Here is a 15,318-nt window from a genome sequence, read left to right as displayed (position 1 = left end):
TGCCCGCCACGCAGTAGGCCAGCAGCAGGCCCAGGCCGGGGCCGGGGTTGGACTCAATCATGAAGAGGATGGACTTGCCCAGCTCGGCGGCCTCTTTCGTGCCGATGGGGGTGAATACACCGTGGTTGATGGCGTTGTTCAGGAAGAGGACCTTGGCGGGCTCCACCAGAACGGCGGTGAGAGGCAGCAGGCTCCGGTCCACCAGGAACTGAACGCCCTGGCCCAGGATGTCGGTGATCTGGACGCACACCGGGCCGATGACGAAGATGGACAGCACGGACAGGATGCCGCCGATGATGCCCACGGAGAAGTTATTGACCACCATCTCGAAGCCCGCGGGGATATGGCCCTCCATGGCCTTGTCGAACTTCTTGATGAACCAGCCGCCCAGGGGACCGCAGATCATGGCCCCGATGAACATGGTGCTCTCCGTGGCGGCGATGGCGCCCAGGGTGGCCAAGGCGCCGGTGACCGCGCCCTTCTGGCCGCCCACGGCCTTGCCGCCGGTGTAGCCGATCAGAATGGGAAGCAGGAAACGGAGCATGGGACCCACCATGGAGTTGATTTTCTCGGCGGGACCCCACCAGCCCAGCCAGCCGTCGGGGATGAACAGGGCCGCGATGAGGCCCCAGGCGATGAACGCGCCGATGTTGGGCATGACCATGCCGCTGAGGAACCGTCCAAATTTTTGGACTCTTTCTTTCATTGCGTTTCTTCCTTTCTCATATCAATTTAGAACCTGTATTCATAGCCGGGGGATGCTGGATGGGCGAGGATTTTTCCCGTCAGACAAGTAGGTCTTTTGCGCCCGCAGCAATCCTGACGGATTGCAGGGGAAACCGACGCGGTATGGCGGGAAAAAGACCGCTCAGACAGCGTTCAGCGGTTGTGGATACAGGTTCTTATAATCAGCCGGGCCCTTTTCAGGGGCCGCGGCCTGATTCCCGTTAAAATGCGTTCAGCAGGGCCCGAATCTCCGGCCCTGTGGCCAGCCGGTCGGAAAAGGCGGTGGCGGAGCCGGCGGCGGCCCCCATGCGGTGGGCGGCCTCATAGGACCCGGACTCCAGCCAGCCGGCCAGAAAGCCGGCCACCATGGAATCCCCGGCCCCCACGGAGTTGCGGACCTGCCCCGGGGGAACCCCCAGACGGCGGCTGACGCCGGTTTCGTCCAACAGCAGGGAGCCGTCCCCCGCCATGGACACCAGCACGTTCCGGGCCCCCTGGGCCTGAAGCTGCCGGGCGCAGGAGAGGACCTCCGCCTCCTCCGTCAGGGGACCCCCGGCTCCGAAAAACTCTCCCAGCTCCAGGCTGTTGGGCTTCACCAGAAAGGGGCGGCAGGGCAGCGCCGCCCGCAGCGGCGGCCCGGCGGCGTCGATGACTGTCAGGATGTCCCGGCCCTCCAGCCGGGTCAGGAGGCGGCGGCAGACGTCCTCCGGCGAGGGAATGGGCACGGAGCCCGCCAGCACCAGAATGTCCCCCGCCCTCAGCCGGTCCAGCTTCTGAAAAAGGGCCTCCAGAGCCGAGGGGGGGATGGGGGGGCCGGGGTTGTTGATCTCCGTCTCCTGACCGGCCTTGATTTTCAGATTGACCCGGGTATAGCCCTCGTCCAGCCAGATAAAGTCCGTCCGCACGCCGGCCCGGCGGAGCCCCTGGTCCAATGCCTGACCGGTGAAGCCCGCCAGAAAGCCCAGGGCTGTCGTTTCGATGCCCAGATTGTGCAGGACGATGGATACATTGACGCCCTTGCCGCCGCACTGAAATTCTTCGCTTTTGCTGCGGTTCAGCGCGCCGGGGCGGAAGGTACTCATGTGCAGCACATAATCCAGGGCGGGATTGAATGTCACCGTGCAGACCACAGCCTAAACCTCCCTGATCTCCGTATAGTTTCGGTACTGCTGATTGGGGAGCCGGTCCGTGATGACCCGGGCCGCCTCGATGGGAAACATGGACGCCGCCGTTACCCGGCCGAATTTGCTGGCGTCCGCCAGCACGTAGACGGTCCGGGCCCGGGAGGCCGCCAGCGTCTTCACCGCCGCCTCCTCCGGGTCCGGCGTGGTGAAGCCCTGACCGATGGTGATGCCGTTGACCCCCAGAAAGGCCTTGGTGAAATGGTAGCGCCGCAGGCCCTCCATGGCCTCCGCTCCCGTGACGGCCATGGTGCCGGGCTTCATCATCCCGCCCAGCACATAGGTCCGCAGATTCCGCTCCAGCAGACGGCAGGCGCACTCCGGACTGTTGGAGAGGAACAGTGCGCCGGAGGGCTGAAGATGCTCCGCCATGCGCAGCACCGTGGTCCCCGCGTCCATGAATACAATGTCGTCGTCCTGCACCAGTCCGGCGGCATACCGGGCAATCCGGTCCTTTTCTTCGGTGTACAGCTGCCGCTTGGTCTCCATGTCCGGTTCCTCGCCGTAAAACTCGCCTCCCGGCAGCGTTGCGCCGCCGTGGACCTTGCTCAGCCTGCCCTGACGGGCCAGGGCGTTCAGATCCCGGCGGATGGTGGCCTCGGAGGCCCCTGTCACAAGACAGAGATCCGTCACGCTGACCGTCCGCCGCGCGCTGAGCTCCGTCATAATTTTTTCCGCCCGCTGTTCCGCCAGCATGGACTTCACCTCCGGTTTCCTCTTCATTCTGTGCGCTCAGGCTGGGCTGCGTGGAAATGATTGGATTTGTTGGCTTGCCTTTATCATACAGCCAATAACAATCAAAGTCAATCACTTTCGGTCACGTGGTCATAGAAAATGACGGTTCCCCTTTGTGCAAAAGAGCGAAGGAAAGGGACCGGCCCGGTTGGTTCTGAACGCGGGAACGCACAAGGCCGCCTGGAAACGGCGGGGGCCTATGCCGGCGGAGCCTCTTCGGAGGAGAGGGGGCGGCAGGTGGCCCGCTGGATGATGGAGGGCGTCACCAGCTTGCGGGTGTAAACGGCGTCCTCGCCGCTTTCAATCAGCTCCATCAGCAGCCGCACGGCGGACCGGGCCAGCAGGGGCGTGTTCTGGGAGATGGTGGTCAGGCGGATGTTGGGCAGGGCCGCGTATTCGATATTGTCGAAGCCCAGGACGGACAGCTGTTCCGGAATGGCAAGGCCCAGCTCGTCCGCCACCTGGATGACCCCCAGGGCCACCGCGTCGGAGGCGGCGAACACGGCGGTCTGACAAAAGCCGGGCCGCCGGAACAGCTGCCGGGCCATGCGGCAGCCGCTTTCGATGGAGGAGGAGGGGTCTGGGTTTTCCACCACCTCCACCGCCATGCCCAGGGTCCGGGCGGCGGTGAGAAAGCCCTGGTTCCGCAGGGTGTGGGTGGAGCTGCCGGGCCGCAGGCCCAGATAGGCCGTGTTCCGGTGGCCCAGCCGGAACAGGTATTCCGCCGCCATGTAGCCGCCCATGAAGTTGTCCACGCTGACGGTGTTGGTCCGGGCGGTGGTGCTCTCCGCGGCGCAGGCCCCCAGCACGACGCAGGGGACGCCGCCGGGGCCGTTTTGCGGCAGGGCATAGGCGCTGTCGCTGGTGCTGGCCATCAGAATGCCGTCCACCCGCTGGCTCAGCAGAAGGTCGAAGGGGCTTTTCATCTGCCCCTTCTCCGGCCGGCCGCAGCAGAGCATGATCTGATAGCCCAGTTCCCGGGCGCAGAGCTCTATGTTCAGGGAGAGGGACGCGTGGTAGGGATTGGCGAGCTCCGGCAGCACCAGCCCCAGCAGATGGGACCGGCTGGAAATCAGGCTGCGGGCCAGAAGATTGGTCCGATAGCCCTGTTCCCGGCAGACCCGCAGAACCCGTTCCTGGGTCTCCTCGCTGATTTCCGGGGCGTTGTTCAGGGCGCGGGAGACCGTCGTGACGGAGACGCCGGAGAGCCGGGCGATATCCTTGATGGTGATGGAACGCATAGGCGGGTCCTCCTGACCGGGCGGAGCCCGTTTGAATTGGTAACGTTTGCGGACCGGCGGCATCCCGGCGGCCCGGAGACAGCCGGACGGACGATTGCAGCGGCGCCGCAAGACGGTTTTGTAGAAAACAGACAAGTTGGCCCGGGAAAAACTATCCCTTTCCGGTTCATTATACCAAAGTTTTCGGGTTTCGCCTATTGTGCAAAAGCTATAAAAATAAAGGAGACTCCTGTACATATCTATGGAAAATGAGAAAGTCTCTTGACAAGCGCCGCGGCGGAATGATATGGTTAGAGCAAGAAACCGGAAACGTTTGCATAAACGTGAGGGGAGAAAACGCATCCAAATTCAGGAGAAAGAGAGGTTGCCCGTGTCTGATGAAACCAAATGAGCAGAATTTTTCAAAGTCCCGGCGTCTGAAAAACCAGATTAAGGCAGTGGTCACGAATCCCTACAACGTCATTGTGCTGGTGGCCATCATACTGCTGACCTATCTGATTGTTTTTCCGCTGGTAGACATGCTGGCCACCACGTTCAAGCTGGCCCAGCGGGACCTGCGTTCCGTACCCGGCGGCGTGGCCGGAGAGTTTACATTCTACTATTGGCAGCGGCTGCTTGCCAGCGACATGTCCATGAACCTGCTGATCAAGCCCCTGATGAATTCCCTGGTCATCGGCGCCGGCGTGTCTGTCTGCGCCATCACCCTGGGCTCCGTGCTGGCCTGGCTGATGGTCCGGTCGGACCTGCCCTTCAAGCCCTTCTTCTCCCTGGCGGTGATCATCCCCTATATGATTCCCTCCTGGGTGAAGTCACAGGCCTGGCTGTCCATGTTCAAGACGCCCCGGGTAGGCGGCGCACCGGGCTTCGTGGCGTCCATCATGCTGAAGGCGGGGATGTCCACGGAGACCATTGAAACGGTGCTGGCCCCCATTGCCTACGGGCAGATTGCCGTCATCATCGTGCTGACCCTGCACTACTATGCCTATACATACCTGCTGGTTTCCGCGGCACTGAACTCCATCAACTCCGAGCTGGAGGAGATGGGCGAGATTCAGGGCGCCAGCAAGGGCCTGATTCTCCGGAAAATCACCCTGCCCCTGGTGCTGCCCGCCATGCTGTCGGCGGTGATCCTCACCTTCTCCAAGGCCATCGGCACCTTCGGCACCATCAACTATCTGGGTTCCCCGGTGAATTTCAGGACCCTGTCCAGCGAGCTCTATTCCAATAACCGCTCCCAGAACACCCAGACGGCGTTTGCCATGGCGATTCTGATGATCTGCATCGCCTCCCTGTCGGTGTTCATCAACCAGCGCCTCATCGGCTCCCGGAAGTCCTATGCCACCATCGGCGGCAAGGGCGGCCGGTCCACCCCCATCGGTCTGGCAGGCTGGAAGCCCCTAATTACGCTGGTCCTGATCGTCTTTTTCATCGTGGGCATCATCATGCCGGTGATGATCCTGATTGTGGAGAGCTGCATGATGACGGAAGGCACCTATTCCCTGTCCAATTTCACCCTGTATTATTGGATTGGAGAGGGGAACCCCAACATTATGGAGGGCGTGCCGGGCATCTTCAAGAACAGCAATTTCAAGCTGTCCCTGTGGAACTCCCTGAAGCTCACCTTTGTCAACGGCGTCTTCGGCACCATCTTCGGCCAGATGCTGGGCTATATCTGCGCCAAGGGCCGGGGCACCTTCCATGGCCGCCTGGTGGAGCAGCTGGTGTTCATTCCCTACCTGATTCCCTCCGTGGCCTTCGGCGGCATTTACCTCTCCATGTTCTCCAAGGACCAGACCATTTTCGGCGTGACGCTGATTCCGGCGCTGTACGGCACGTTCGCCCTGCTGACCTTGACCAGCGTGGTGAAGCACCTGCCCTTTGCCTCCCGGGCGGGCACCAGCAACATGATGCAGATCAGCGGCGAGCTGGAGGAGGCCGCCGCCATCGAGGGCGCGGGCTTTTTCCAGCGCTTTGTGAAAATCGTGTTTCCCCTGTCCAAGGGCGGATTTATCTCCGGGTTTATGCTGATTTTCGTCTCCATTATGAAGGAGCTGGATCTGATCATCCTGATTATGACCCCCACCACCACGACGCTGCCCTATCTGGCCTTCCAGTATCAGAACCAGAACTGCCCCCAGGCGTCGGACTGTGTGGCCATCGTAATGTTCTCCATCGTATTTCTGGTGTACGCTCTGGCGAACATCTTTGGAGACGCCGATCTTGCCAAGAGCATGGCCGGCTGAGAGAAAGGAGACGAGGAAATCATGAGCAAGATTGTTCTGACCAATGTTGATAAATTTTATGGAAAAAACCACGTGCTGAAAAACCTGAACCTGACCATTGAGGACGGGGATTTCATGACCCTGCTGGGCCCCTCCGGCTGCGGCAAGACCACCACGCTCCGGGTGGTCTCCGGCCTGGAGAAGCCCCAGAACGGTTCCATCCACATGGACGGCAAGGAGATTGTCAACGCGGCGGAGGCCTATTTCGCCCCGCCCTCCCAGCGGAATTTGAACCTGGTGTTCCAGTCCTATGCCCTGTGGCCCCATATGACGGTATTTGATAATGTGTCCTTCGGCCTGAAAATCCGCAAGGAGTCCAGCGATGTCATCGCGAAGAAGGTGGCCAGCGCCCTGGAGCGGATGCAGATTGGCGAGTACGCCAAGCGCTACCCCACGGAGCTCTCCGGCGGACAGCAGCAGCGTGTGGCCATTGCCCGGGCCATCGTGTCCGAACCCCGGCTGCTCCTTCTGGACGAGCCCCTCAGCAACCTGGACGCCAAGCTCCGGGTGGATATGCGCTCTGAGCTGAAGCGGCTCCACCACGAGACCGGCACCACCATCATCTATGTCACCCACGACCAGGTGGAGGCGCTGACCATGTCCACCCGCATTGCCCTGTACCGCAAGGGCGAGCTGGTCCAGGTGGCCCCGCCTCTGGAGCTGTACGACAATCCGTGCAACCTCTATACGGCCGACTTCATCGGAAACCCCAGCATCAACTTTATCAAGGGCGCCGCCCAGGTGACGGAGGACGGCATGACCGTGGACAGCGCCATGGGCCAGGTGACCTTTGCCCGGGCGGACATGACTCCCCAGGCCCCCAAAAGCGGCAGGGTGGAGGTGACCCTGGGCCTGCGGCCGGAGCAGCTGACCATCAGCCGCACCCGGGACGACGAGCACCGGGTGGAGGCCCATGTGTACTCCGGCATGCCCGCCGGGTCCGAGACCCTGGTCACCGTTCGGGTGGGCGGCGCTCTGGTGACAGTGAAGGAGCTGGGTTCCACCCACTACGGCAGCGACGAAACGGTTTACCTCAGCTTCAACGCCAAAAAGGCCAATGTCTTCGACACCGCCAGCGAGAACCTGATTAAATACTGCGTGTAAGGATTCCGCTGAATGAAACCGAGGGTTTTGCCGCAGGCCGGCGGTCGGACTGCGGAAGCAAAGAAACAAACCAGTGCTCCGGCGGCAAGGGCCGCTTCACATTGCCACAGAAATCCGCACCCCCAAACCATGGAAGAATTGAAGGAGGAAAAGAATGATGTTCAAGCGTAAAAACTGGCTGGCTGCTCTGCTGGCCCTGGTCATGGTGCTGAGTCTGGCCGCCTGCGGCGGCGGAAACAGCGGCTCCGGCAGTTCCGGCGGCGGCGACGCCCAGCAGCCCTCCGGCGGCGACGCCGGCCAGACCGCTCCCGCGGACCCCGCCGCCGGCGACCTCACCGAGTGGGAGCAGAGCTCCGGCATCTATGAGACCGGCGAGACCGACGAAGAGCTGTATCAGAAGGCCCTGGAGGAGGGCGCCACCGTGACCCTGTACTCCATTTCTTCCCGCTGCACCAAGGTGGCGGAGGCCTTTATGGAGAAGTATCCCGGCCTGGAGTGCGTGCCCTTCGACATCTCCACCAACGACCTGCTGGAGAAGGTGACCCGCGAGTATGAGGCCGGCTCTCCCACCGCCGACGTGGTCCACATCAAGGACCAGGACGGGTCCATGTATCTGGAATATGTTGCCAACAAGATTTTCTACAACTACAAGCCCGCCGATATCTTTGCCCACATCGACCCCCTGTATACGGAGACCACCACCCCGCTGTACATTGAGCTGACCCAGCTGTTCTACAACACCGAGGCCTATCCCGACGGCTCTCCCGTCACCAACCTCTGGCAGCTCACCGAACCCCAGTGGAAGGGCAAGATCATGATGCAGAACCCCCTGGATAACCTGGCCTGGGGCTCCTGGATTACCGGCTTCTGCGTGGGCGACGAGCCCCAGCGCCTGGCCGACGCCTATAAGGAGCTCTACGGTGAGGACCTGGTCCTCTCCGACGGCTGTGAGAACGCCGGCTTTGAGTTCCTCAAGCGCCTCCACGCCAACAACCCCATTTTCACCGCCTCCTCCGACGAAATTGCCGAGTCTGTGGGCACTCCCGGCCAGTCCGACCCCCCTGTGGGCTTCTGCGCCTCCTCCAAGCTGCGCAAGGCCGCCGATAACGGCTGGGTCTTCGCCCCTGTGAATCTGGTGCCCGACACCGGCATCCCCGCCGTGAATACCCTGTACATCGTGGAAGGCAGCGACCATCCCTCCGCCGCCAAGCTCCTGGTCCGCTTCATGATGGGCGGTGTGGACGGCGATACCAGCGGATACGCCCCGTTCAACACCCTGGGCGGCTGGCCGGTCCGTGACGACCTGGAGCCCGCCGAAGGCTCCACCCCCTTCGCGGAAATCAATGTGGCGCCCTTCGACGCCAACGAGATGTACTACAATTACAACACGGTCCGCGACTTCTGGCAGCAGCTGGGCTGAGAACGGCGCACGGTTCCAGGAAAAAAGGACCTGAAAAGCGGCGGACGTTCCGTCCGCCGCTTTTTCCCGGCTGTCAGCGGGTTCAGGGTTGACTTTCACCGCGGAAACGCCTATGATTTGCGAATATAGCCGGCACGGCTGAAAACCGGCAGATACCGGTTTTCAAACGGCGGCAAAGCCGCTGACGGGTAAAACCCCCTGCGGCGACTAACAGAAAACGTTTTCACGGCGGGAACGGGCCGTGTGCCGGACAGCTCCGGCGTCCGTCCTGCCCGGGGAGGTCGGCATGAGTCTGTTCATCGACAAGCACAACCGGAGAAAGAGCCCCTTTATTCTGGCCGTGTTCGGCGCGGCCCTTCTGAACCTCTGCCTGTTTGGGCTGATGTACGGCCTGCTGGCGGAACCCCTGTATCACGCCGTGGCCTTTGCCAGCGCTTCGGCCACCGTGGCTGTCCACGGTCTGATTGTTGCCGCCGCAGGCACGGCCCTGAGCTGCCTGCTGTTCTTTTTAAAGGACAAGCGCATTGCCCCCTGGAGCTTTGGGGGGCTGGCGGTGATTCTGGGCATGTTCTATGCCTCGGTTTTCCTGCTGGACCCGGAGGTCCGGCCCGGGATGCTGTGGCTGATTTCCGTTTACGGACTGCCGCCGGTTCTGGTGGGCAACGCCGTGACCTGGCTGATCTATCTGGCCATCAGGCGTTTCAGCCCTGCGCTGCTGCATAGAGAGCGGAAAACCATACAGGAAGAGCTGCGGGAGGCCGCCGCCAAAGAGGCCGCCCGGAAAGGGGAACAGGAGCAGGCCTCTTCGGAGACTCCGGAGGCTCCAAAAGCTCCGGAGTCCGGTGCTTCGGAAGCGCCGGAGGCCGGGACGCCTGAAGAGGCGTATCCTGAGCTCGGCCCGGAGGCTGCGGCCTCCTTCCGTTCCGCCCAGGACGAAGCCATGCTGCTTTATATGGATGACGATGAAGAGAGCAACGATTAAGGATGTGGCGGCCCTGGCGGGGGTCAGCGCCGCCACCGTATCCCGCGCCCTGGATGACCGTCCGGAGATTACCCAGGAGACCAAGCGGAAGGTCCGGGAGGCCTGCCGCGTCCTGGACTATGTGCCCAACATAGCGGCCAGGAGCCTGACGGGACAGAAGACCCATATTTTAGGCATGCTGGTGCCGGATATTTCCAATCCCTACTTTGCTGATATGGCCACGGCCATTGAGCGCCGGGCGGCGCAGGAGGGCTACCGGGTGCTCTTGAGCAATTCCATGCGGGACCCGGAACAGGAGCTGAAAAGCATCGACAGCTTCCTGGCCCGGCAGATTGACGGCATTCTGATCTCCGCCATCTCCCCCCAGTCCCAGGCCCGGCACAGGGCTCTGATGGGGAATCTGCCCTGTGTCTATCTGGGCATCAACCACAGTGAGGAATGCAGCTATGTCATGGCGGACAACACCGCCGGAAGCTATGAGGCCGCCCGGTATCTGCTGGGTCTGGGCCACCGGGACATCCTCTTTTTCGGAGGGCGGGATACCTCCCGCACCCGGGAGCTCCGCCTGAAGGGCTTCCGTCAGGCTTTGGCGGAGGGAGGCGTTGAGGGCCGGGACCTGACCGCGGCGGGGGACATCCGCCAGCTGCGGCAGTGGAGCTATGAACAGGCTTTGGAGCTGTTCTGGGGCGGGTCGCTGCCCAGCGCGATTTTTGCCTTTTCCGACATCACCGCCCTGAAAATCATGGAGGCGGCGGAGGAGCGGGGCGTCCGCATCCCGGAGGACGTGTCCCTGGTGGGCTATGACAATATCTCCTTCGCGGCCCTGCCCCGCATCCATCTGACCACGGTGTCCCAGCACAAATTCCGGCTGGGGGAGATCGCCGTGGAACGGCTGCTGGAGCAGATCCAGGGCCGCCGGGAACGGACGGTGGACCTGCTCCGGCCGGAGCTGGTTGTGCGGTCCACCTGCCGGCGGGTTTCGGGTACTCCCTGAACGGCGGGAAGGAAACCAAAATTGAAAGGATAGAAGGAGGCGGACAGATATGACAGGTTTGCCCAACGAGGAGCGGCAGCGCCTGGGGGCGCTGCTGGAGCAGGCTTCACAGGAGTCGGTCATGGCGCGGATTCCGCAGTTTTCCCAGGCGGAGCTTTCCGGTCTGGTTCCCCCGCCCCAGGAGACGCCGGAGGCCCTGGGGGTGCTGGTGTTCAACATGGAGCGGGGCGTCCATCTGGCGGAGCTGGGGGATTTTCTGGAGACCTGTCCGGCCATCCGGCCCTTTGACGTGATTTTGGCCAACGAGCTGGACGACGGCTGCGTCCGCTCCGGGGGGAAGAACACCGCCCTGGAGCTGGCAGAGCGGCTGGGCATGAATGCGGCCTTCGGTCTGGAGTTCATCGAGCTGGTGAACGGGGAGGACCCCAAGGGCTTCCACGGCAACGCCATTTTCTCCCGCTGGCCCATCCGGCGGGCAGAGGTGGTCCGTCTGCGGGAGCAGTATAACTGGTATTTCGACCGGCAGCGCCGCATCGGGGGCCGGCTGGCCGTTCTGGCGGAGCTGGAGGTGGCCGGCAGGCCGGTGGGCGTGGCGTCCATCCATCTGGAGAACCGCACCCACGGCCCTGGGCGCAAGGCTCAGCTGGACGCCGTTCTGGCGGCGGCGGAGCGGATGTTCCCCGGGATGCCGGTGATTCTGGGCGGTGATTTGAACACCAACACCTTCGACGGCCGGGACAAGGACGCCATCAAGGCCGTGGCCGGGAGTCCCGAGCTCCAGCGCCGCTGTCTGGAGGATGTGACAGCGTGGGAGGAATGCCTGCCGGCGGCGGAGGCGGCGGGCTACCGCCTGCTGCCGGAGCTTCCCGCCGCCACCAACCGCATGACATCTCTGCCCTCCGCCGCCACCCGGCGCAAGCCCCTGCCCGGCGGCGGACATCTGGATTTGCGGCTGGACTGGCTGCTGGTCCGGGGAGCCCGGCCCCTGGAGAGCCGGACCGTCTCCACCCGGAAAGAGGACTGCGGCTTTGCCCTGCCGGGCTCGTCTCTGGCGGCCTTTGCGGGGGAGGAGCTCTCCGACCATAACGCCGTCTGGGCCTCCTGCGCCCTGGAGTGAGGCCGGAGAAGGACAGACGGCGTGATGTGAGAAAAAGGCACAGGAAGAGAGCGGAAGCGCAAGAAAAAAGCAGAGGCGCAAGAAAAAGCAAAAAGCGTAAGAGGAGGAAATCGGATGCTGAACACGGTACTGTTTGACATGGGCGGCACCCTGGAAGATATCTGGAACAACAGCGAGACCCTGGCGGCTGTGATGGAGAGGCTCCGGGAGATGCTGGAGGCGGCGGGCCTGAACCCCGGCTGCGGTCCGGAGGCGTTTCAGGAAAGGGTTCTGGCGGGGCTGAAGGCCTATAAGAGCTGGAGCGAGTCCGTCTGGCTGGAGAAGAAGCCGGAGGAAATCTGGCCGGACTTCTATCTGCGGGACTTCGGCTTTGACCGGGAAAAGCTGTTGCCCATTACAGAGGACCTGGCCAACATGTGGGAACTGACCTATTTTCACCGGGAGCTCCGCCCCGGCGTTCAGGACATGCTGGAGTCCCTGAAGTCCAGGGGCTACAAGCTGGGCGTCATCTCCAATAACGCCTCGCTGTACAACGTTTTCAATGTGCTGGAGGATTACGGCATCCGCTCCTATATGCAGGACGTCACGGTTTCCAGCGTCACCGGCTACCGTAAGCCCCACCCGGAAATCTTCCGCATCTCCCTGCGGCAGATGCAGGTGAAGGCGGAGGACTGCGTGTATGTGGGGGACACCATCTCCCGGGACATCATCGGCGCCAAGGGAGCGGGCTTTGCCAGGGCGGTGCAGATCGGGTCCCACCTCTCTGCCCAGAAGGACGCGGCGGTTCAGGGAGCGGCAGAACAGCCGGATGTGGTGATTACGGATATCCGGGAGCTCACCGGCTGGCTGGACGGAATCAACCCGGCCATGGCTCCGAAATAAATGAAGAAACAGGAAAAAGCACCTGCCTTTGGGAGAAGGCAGGTGCTTTCTTCGTTCGTTCCAGAGTTTTTAGAACCTGTATTCATAGCCGGGGGATGCCGGATGGGCGAGGGTTTTTCTCGTCAGACAAGGAGAGCGCCCGCAGCCATACTGACGTATGGCAAGGGAGATCGACGCAGCATGATGGGAAAAAGACCGGCCAGACGGCGTGCAATGGTTGTGAATACAGGTTCTCAGAGACGTTTGCTCAGGGACTCGGAATCCATGGCGTATTCCACGGCGGTGGCCTTGGAAATCCGCCCGGCCCGGCAGAGCTTTTCCAGATATTTGTCCATGGTAATCATGCCCGCCTGGCTGGAGGCACTGATAATATTGTCAATCTGGTTGATTTTGTTTCCCCGAATCAGGTTTTGAATGGCCGGATTCATGTGCATGATTTCAAAGGCGGGGACCAGGCTGCCGTCCGTCCCCGGTACCAGCTGCTGAGAGACCACGGTCCGCAGCACCATGCCCAGCTGGGCCCGAATCTGGTCCTGCTGGCCGCTGGGGAAGGTGTCCACAATGCGGTCGATGGTGTTGGCGGCGCCCCGGGTGTGGAGAGTGGCAATGAGCAGGTGGCCGGTTTCCGCCGCCGTCATGGCGGTGTGGATGGTTTCCTGGTCCCGCATTTCTCCCAGCAGGATGACGTCCGGAGCCTGGCGCAGGCAGGCCCGCAGGGCGGAGAGGTAATCCTCGGTGTCAATGGCGATTTCCCTCTGGCTGACGATGCTCTTCACGTCCCGATGAAGGTACTCGATGGGGTCCTCCAGGGTGATGATGTGACATTCCCGGGTCTGGTTGATGCGGTTCAGAATGCAGGCCTGGGTGGTGGATTTGCCGCTGCCCGCCGTGCCTGTGACCAGCACCATGCCGTGGGTGGTGTCCGCCAGGGCCATGATTTCCGGAGGGATGTCCAGCTGCTCCCAATCGGGAATGTCGAAGGACACCACCCGGACCACCGCCGCCAGAGAGCCCCGCTGCCGGTAGGTGTTGACCCGGAACCGGGCCAGCCCGGACACGGAGAAGGAAAAGTCGTCGTCCCCCCGGCGCTGGTAGATGGAGGGGTCCCGCTTCGCCTGCTTGTAGAGCTCCATAATGAGCTCCTCCGTCTCCTGGGGGAAGACCCGCCCCTCGCTGATGGGGACCATCCGTTTGTCCAGCTTTTCACAGACCGGGCCTCCGGCCACGATGAAGAGATCGGACGCCTTATCGTCAACCGCCCGCTTTAAGTAATCCAGTAATTCCGCCATCAAATGGCCTCCTTGCTTCTCATGAATGTAAGAACCTGTATTCACAGATCAAAACGGCGTTCCGTCCCAGACCTCCAGGCCCTCGTCAATCTCCCAGCCGCCGGCGGCCGCAGCCTGCCAGCGCTGAACGGACCAGCGTCCGTCCGGCCAGACCAGAACCTCCACCTGGAGCTCCTGGGTGTTTGAGATGGAAACGGTATAGCTGTACTCGGTTTCCCCGCCCTCCATGGGGGAGGACCAGGTCACGCCGTCCGGGGTCTCGCCTGCCCGCAGGCGGGCCAGAATCTCCTGGGCCTGGCAGTCGGCAGCGTAGTAATCGCTGACCGCCTGGGCCGAGGCGTCCGCCAGCCGGACGTCCGCCCGGACGGTGGTCAGGCTCAGCAGAGCGAACACCGTCAGACACAGTACCGCAAACACCACCAGCAGAGAAACGCCTCCTACCGCCGGAGGGGAGAAATGGACCCGTCTTGCCATTCCTGCCTTATCCACGTCCGTTCACCTCCTGCCAGGAAACATTCAGGGAAAAGAGAACGTCAGGGCTCGCCGGGTCTTCGATGTTCTCCACCGTGACCGAGGCGGTCTGGAGTCCCGGCACGTCCGCAGGGACCCCCTGGGCCTCCAGCCGGTAGGCCGCCGCAGGGGCCTCCATGCCGCAGGCGTCATAGTCAATAGGCGTCCAGTTTTCGTCGTAGTCCAGCCAGAAAAGGCCCTGGGCGTATTCACCGTTCAGGGCTTCGGCGGTTTGGGTCAGGGCGCTTCCCATGTCCCCGCTCTGAGACCGGAGGGTCTCGGCGGCGTTCTGGGCCTCTACGGCGGCCCGGTCCCGGGCGGCGCTGCGCTGGGAGAGGTCGTCGGACTTCACAAAGGCCTGAAGGCAAAGGGCGGAGGCCAGGGCGAACACCAGCAGCATCACCATCTGTTCCATCAGGACGAGAGGGGCCTTGCTCTTCATGCCGCCGCCCCCTCTCCGCTGCGGAGGGTCATCCGCAGAGTGCCGGAGGCCCCCGCCGTATCCACCGTGTCCGCCGTCAGGGCCCCGTCCTCCAGAGTCAGGCGCAGGCTGCTGAGCTCCAGGACCTTCTCGCCGTCCTGGGGCTCCATATCGGCGTCTGCGGCGGCGTAGAGCTCCATGAGCCAGCCGTCATAGCAGTAGATACGGGTGGTATAGCTTCCGTCGGTCTCCGTGAGAACCAGGGCGTCCGCGCCGCCGAAGCTCTCCACCGATACGCGGTCCCGGCTGTCCGCCTGGCGGACCCGGGTGGCCAGGTACTGGACGCAGGTCCGGCGGAGATAGGCCTCCTGGTCCCGCTGGGTCAGACGCCGGTAGGCGTTGGCTCCGGTCAGCAGCACCGCCAGCACGCAGGC

At 62.7% G+C, this 15,318-nt stretch carries 15 protein-coding genes; 7 read left to right on the top strand and 8 right to left on the bottom strand.

Going from position 1 to position 15,318, the window contains the following annotated elements; all coding sequences use genetic code 11:
• The 4 genes from Q0063_RS12680 to Q0063_RS12665 all read right to left on the bottom strand — a co-directional run.
• Positions 1-706, bottom strand: a 706-nt coding sequence (locus tag Q0063_RS12680; RefSeq protein ID WP_297872348.1) for a PTS transporter subunit EIIC, incomplete at its 3' end; no start/stop codon positions are given.
• Positions 707-947: 241 nt separating this feature from the next.
• Positions 948-1,856, bottom strand: a complete 909-nt coding sequence (gene pfkB, locus Q0063_RS12675) for a 1-phosphofructokinase (RefSeq protein WP_297872347.1) — start codon at positions 1,854-1,856, stop codon at positions 948-950.
• Positions 1,857-1,859: 3 nt separating this feature from the next.
• Positions 1,860-2,630 (bottom strand): DeoR/GlpR family DNA-binding transcription regulator, encoded by a 771-nt coding sequence (locus Q0063_RS12670; protein WP_297872346.1) that lies wholly within the window; start codon positions 2,628-2,630, stop codon positions 1,860-1,862.
• 209 nt (positions 2,631-2,839) lie between these two features.
• Positions 2,840-3,883, bottom strand: a complete 1,044-nt coding sequence (locus Q0063_RS12665; protein WP_297872345.1) for a LacI family DNA-binding transcriptional regulator — start codon at positions 3,881-3,883, stop codon at positions 2,840-2,842.
• 377 nt (positions 3,884-4,260) lie between these two features.
• Here Q0063_RS12665 and Q0063_RS12660 point away from each other — a divergent pair, with 377 nt between their 5' ends.
• From Q0063_RS12660 to Q0063_RS12630, 7 genes are all read left to right on the top strand, one after another.
• A complete protein-coding gene (locus tag Q0063_RS12660; protein ID WP_297872344.1) occupies positions 4,261-6,126 on the top strand; it encodes an iron ABC transporter permease in 1,866 nt (621 codons plus the stop codon).
• Between the two features lie 21 nt (positions 6,127-6,147).
• A complete protein-coding gene (locus Q0063_RS12655) occupies positions 6,148-7,269 on the top strand; it encodes an ABC transporter ATP-binding protein (protein WP_297872343.1) in 1,122 nt (373 codons plus the stop codon).
• A gap of 154 nt (positions 7,270-7,423) precedes the next feature.
• Positions 7,424-8,689: an ABC transporter substrate-binding protein gene (locus Q0063_RS12650; RefSeq protein WP_297872342.1), complete on the top strand. Its 1,266-nt coding sequence runs from the start codon at positions 7,424-7,426 to the stop codon at positions 8,687-8,689.
• A gap of 286 nt (positions 8,690-8,975) precedes the next feature.
• A complete protein-coding gene (locus Q0063_RS12645; protein WP_297872341.1) occupies positions 8,976-9,671 on the top strand; it encodes a hypothetical protein in 696 nt (231 codons plus the stop codon).
• Positions 9,652-10,665 (top strand): LacI family DNA-binding transcriptional regulator, encoded by a 1,014-nt coding sequence (locus tag Q0063_RS12640; RefSeq protein WP_297872340.1) that lies wholly within the window; start codon positions 9,652-9,654, stop codon positions 10,663-10,665. The genes Q0063_RS12645 and Q0063_RS12640 overlap by 20 nt, the downstream gene beginning before the upstream one ends.
• A gap of 49 nt (positions 10,666-10,714) precedes the next feature.
• Positions 10,715-11,782, top strand: a complete 1,068-nt coding sequence (locus tag Q0063_RS12635) for an endonuclease/exonuclease/phosphatase family protein (protein WP_297872339.1) — start codon at positions 10,715-10,717, stop codon at positions 11,780-11,782.
• 114 nt (positions 11,783-11,896) lie between these two features.
• On the top strand, positions 11,897-12,664 hold the full coding sequence (locus tag Q0063_RS12630; protein ID WP_297872338.1) for an HAD family hydrolase: 768 nt from the start codon (positions 11,897-11,899) through the stop codon (positions 12,662-12,664).
• A gap of 233 nt (positions 12,665-12,897) precedes the next feature.
• Here the strand turns inward: Q0063_RS12630 and Q0063_RS12625 are convergent, their stop codons facing one another.
• The 4 genes from Q0063_RS12625 to Q0063_RS12610 all read right to left on the bottom strand — a co-directional run.
• Complete coding sequence (locus Q0063_RS12625; protein ID WP_297872337.1) at positions 12,898-13,953, bottom strand: type IV pilus twitching motility protein PilT; 1,056 nt, start codon at positions 13,951-13,953, stop codon at positions 12,898-12,900.
• A gap of 48 nt (positions 13,954-14,001) precedes the next feature.
• On the bottom strand, positions 14,002-14,442 hold the full coding sequence (locus Q0063_RS12620) for a hypothetical protein (protein WP_297872336.1): 441 nt from the start codon (positions 14,440-14,442) through the stop codon (positions 14,002-14,004).
• A complete protein-coding gene (locus Q0063_RS12615; RefSeq protein ID WP_297872335.1) occupies positions 14,435-14,905 on the bottom strand; it encodes a hypothetical protein in 471 nt (156 codons plus the stop codon). Before Q0063_RS12615 ends, Q0063_RS12620 begins: the two co-directional genes overlap by 8 nt.
• Positions 14,902-15,318: DUF4860 domain-containing protein (locus tag Q0063_RS12610; protein WP_297872334.1), on the bottom strand; the 417-nt coding region annotated here is incomplete at its 5' end. The genes Q0063_RS12610 and Q0063_RS12615, both read right to left, overlap by 4 nt.

The organism is uncultured Oscillibacter sp. (assembly GCF_947654275.1).
In the GTDB taxonomy this organism is placed as follows: Bacteria; Bacillota; Clostridia; order Oscillospirales; family Oscillospiraceae; genus Oscillibacter.
The sequence above is the reverse complement of the archived record's forward strand: the minus strand, read 5'-3'. Positions and strand labels throughout refer to the sequence as shown.

Coding starts and splice junctions, on each gene's coding strand:
- Q0063_RS12670 (WP_297872346.1), bottom strand. CDS start 2,630: ATGAAGAGGAAACCGGAGGTGAAGTCCATGCTGGCGGAACAGCGGGCG.
- Q0063_RS12665 (WP_297872345.1), bottom strand. CDS start 3,883: ATGCGTTCCATCACCATCAAGGATATCGCCCGGCTCTCCGGCGTCTCC.
- Q0063_RS12660 (WP_297872344.1), top strand. CDS start 4,261: ATGAAACCAAATGAGCAGAATTTTTCAAAGTCCCGGCGTCTGAAAAAC.
- Q0063_RS12655 (WP_297872343.1), top strand. CDS start 6,148: ATGAGCAAGATTGTTCTGACCAATGTTGATAAATTTTATGGAAAAAAC.
- Q0063_RS12650 (WP_297872342.1), top strand. CDS start 7,424: ATGATGTTCAAGCGTAAAAACTGGCTGGCTGCTCTGCTGGCCCTGGTC.
- Q0063_RS12645 (WP_297872341.1), top strand. CDS start 8,976: ATGAGTCTGTTCATCGACAAGCACAACCGGAGAAAGAGCCCCTTTATT.
- Q0063_RS12640 (WP_297872340.1), top strand. CDS start 9,652: ATGAAGAGAGCAACGATTAAGGATGTGGCGGCCCTGGCGGGGGTCAGC.
- Q0063_RS12635 (WP_297872339.1), top strand. CDS start 10,715: ATGACAGGTTTGCCCAACGAGGAGCGGCAGCGCCTGGGGGCGCTGCTG.
- Q0063_RS12630 (WP_297872338.1), top strand. CDS start 11,897: ATGCTGAACACGGTACTGTTTGACATGGGCGGCACCCTGGAAGATATC.
- Q0063_RS12625 (WP_297872337.1), bottom strand. CDS start 13,953: ATGGCGGAATTACTGGATTACTTAAAGCGGGCGGTTGACGATAAGGCG.
- Q0063_RS12615 (WP_297872335.1), bottom strand. CDS start 14,905: ATGAAGAGCAAGGCCCCTCTCGTCCTGATGGAACAGATGGTGATGCTG.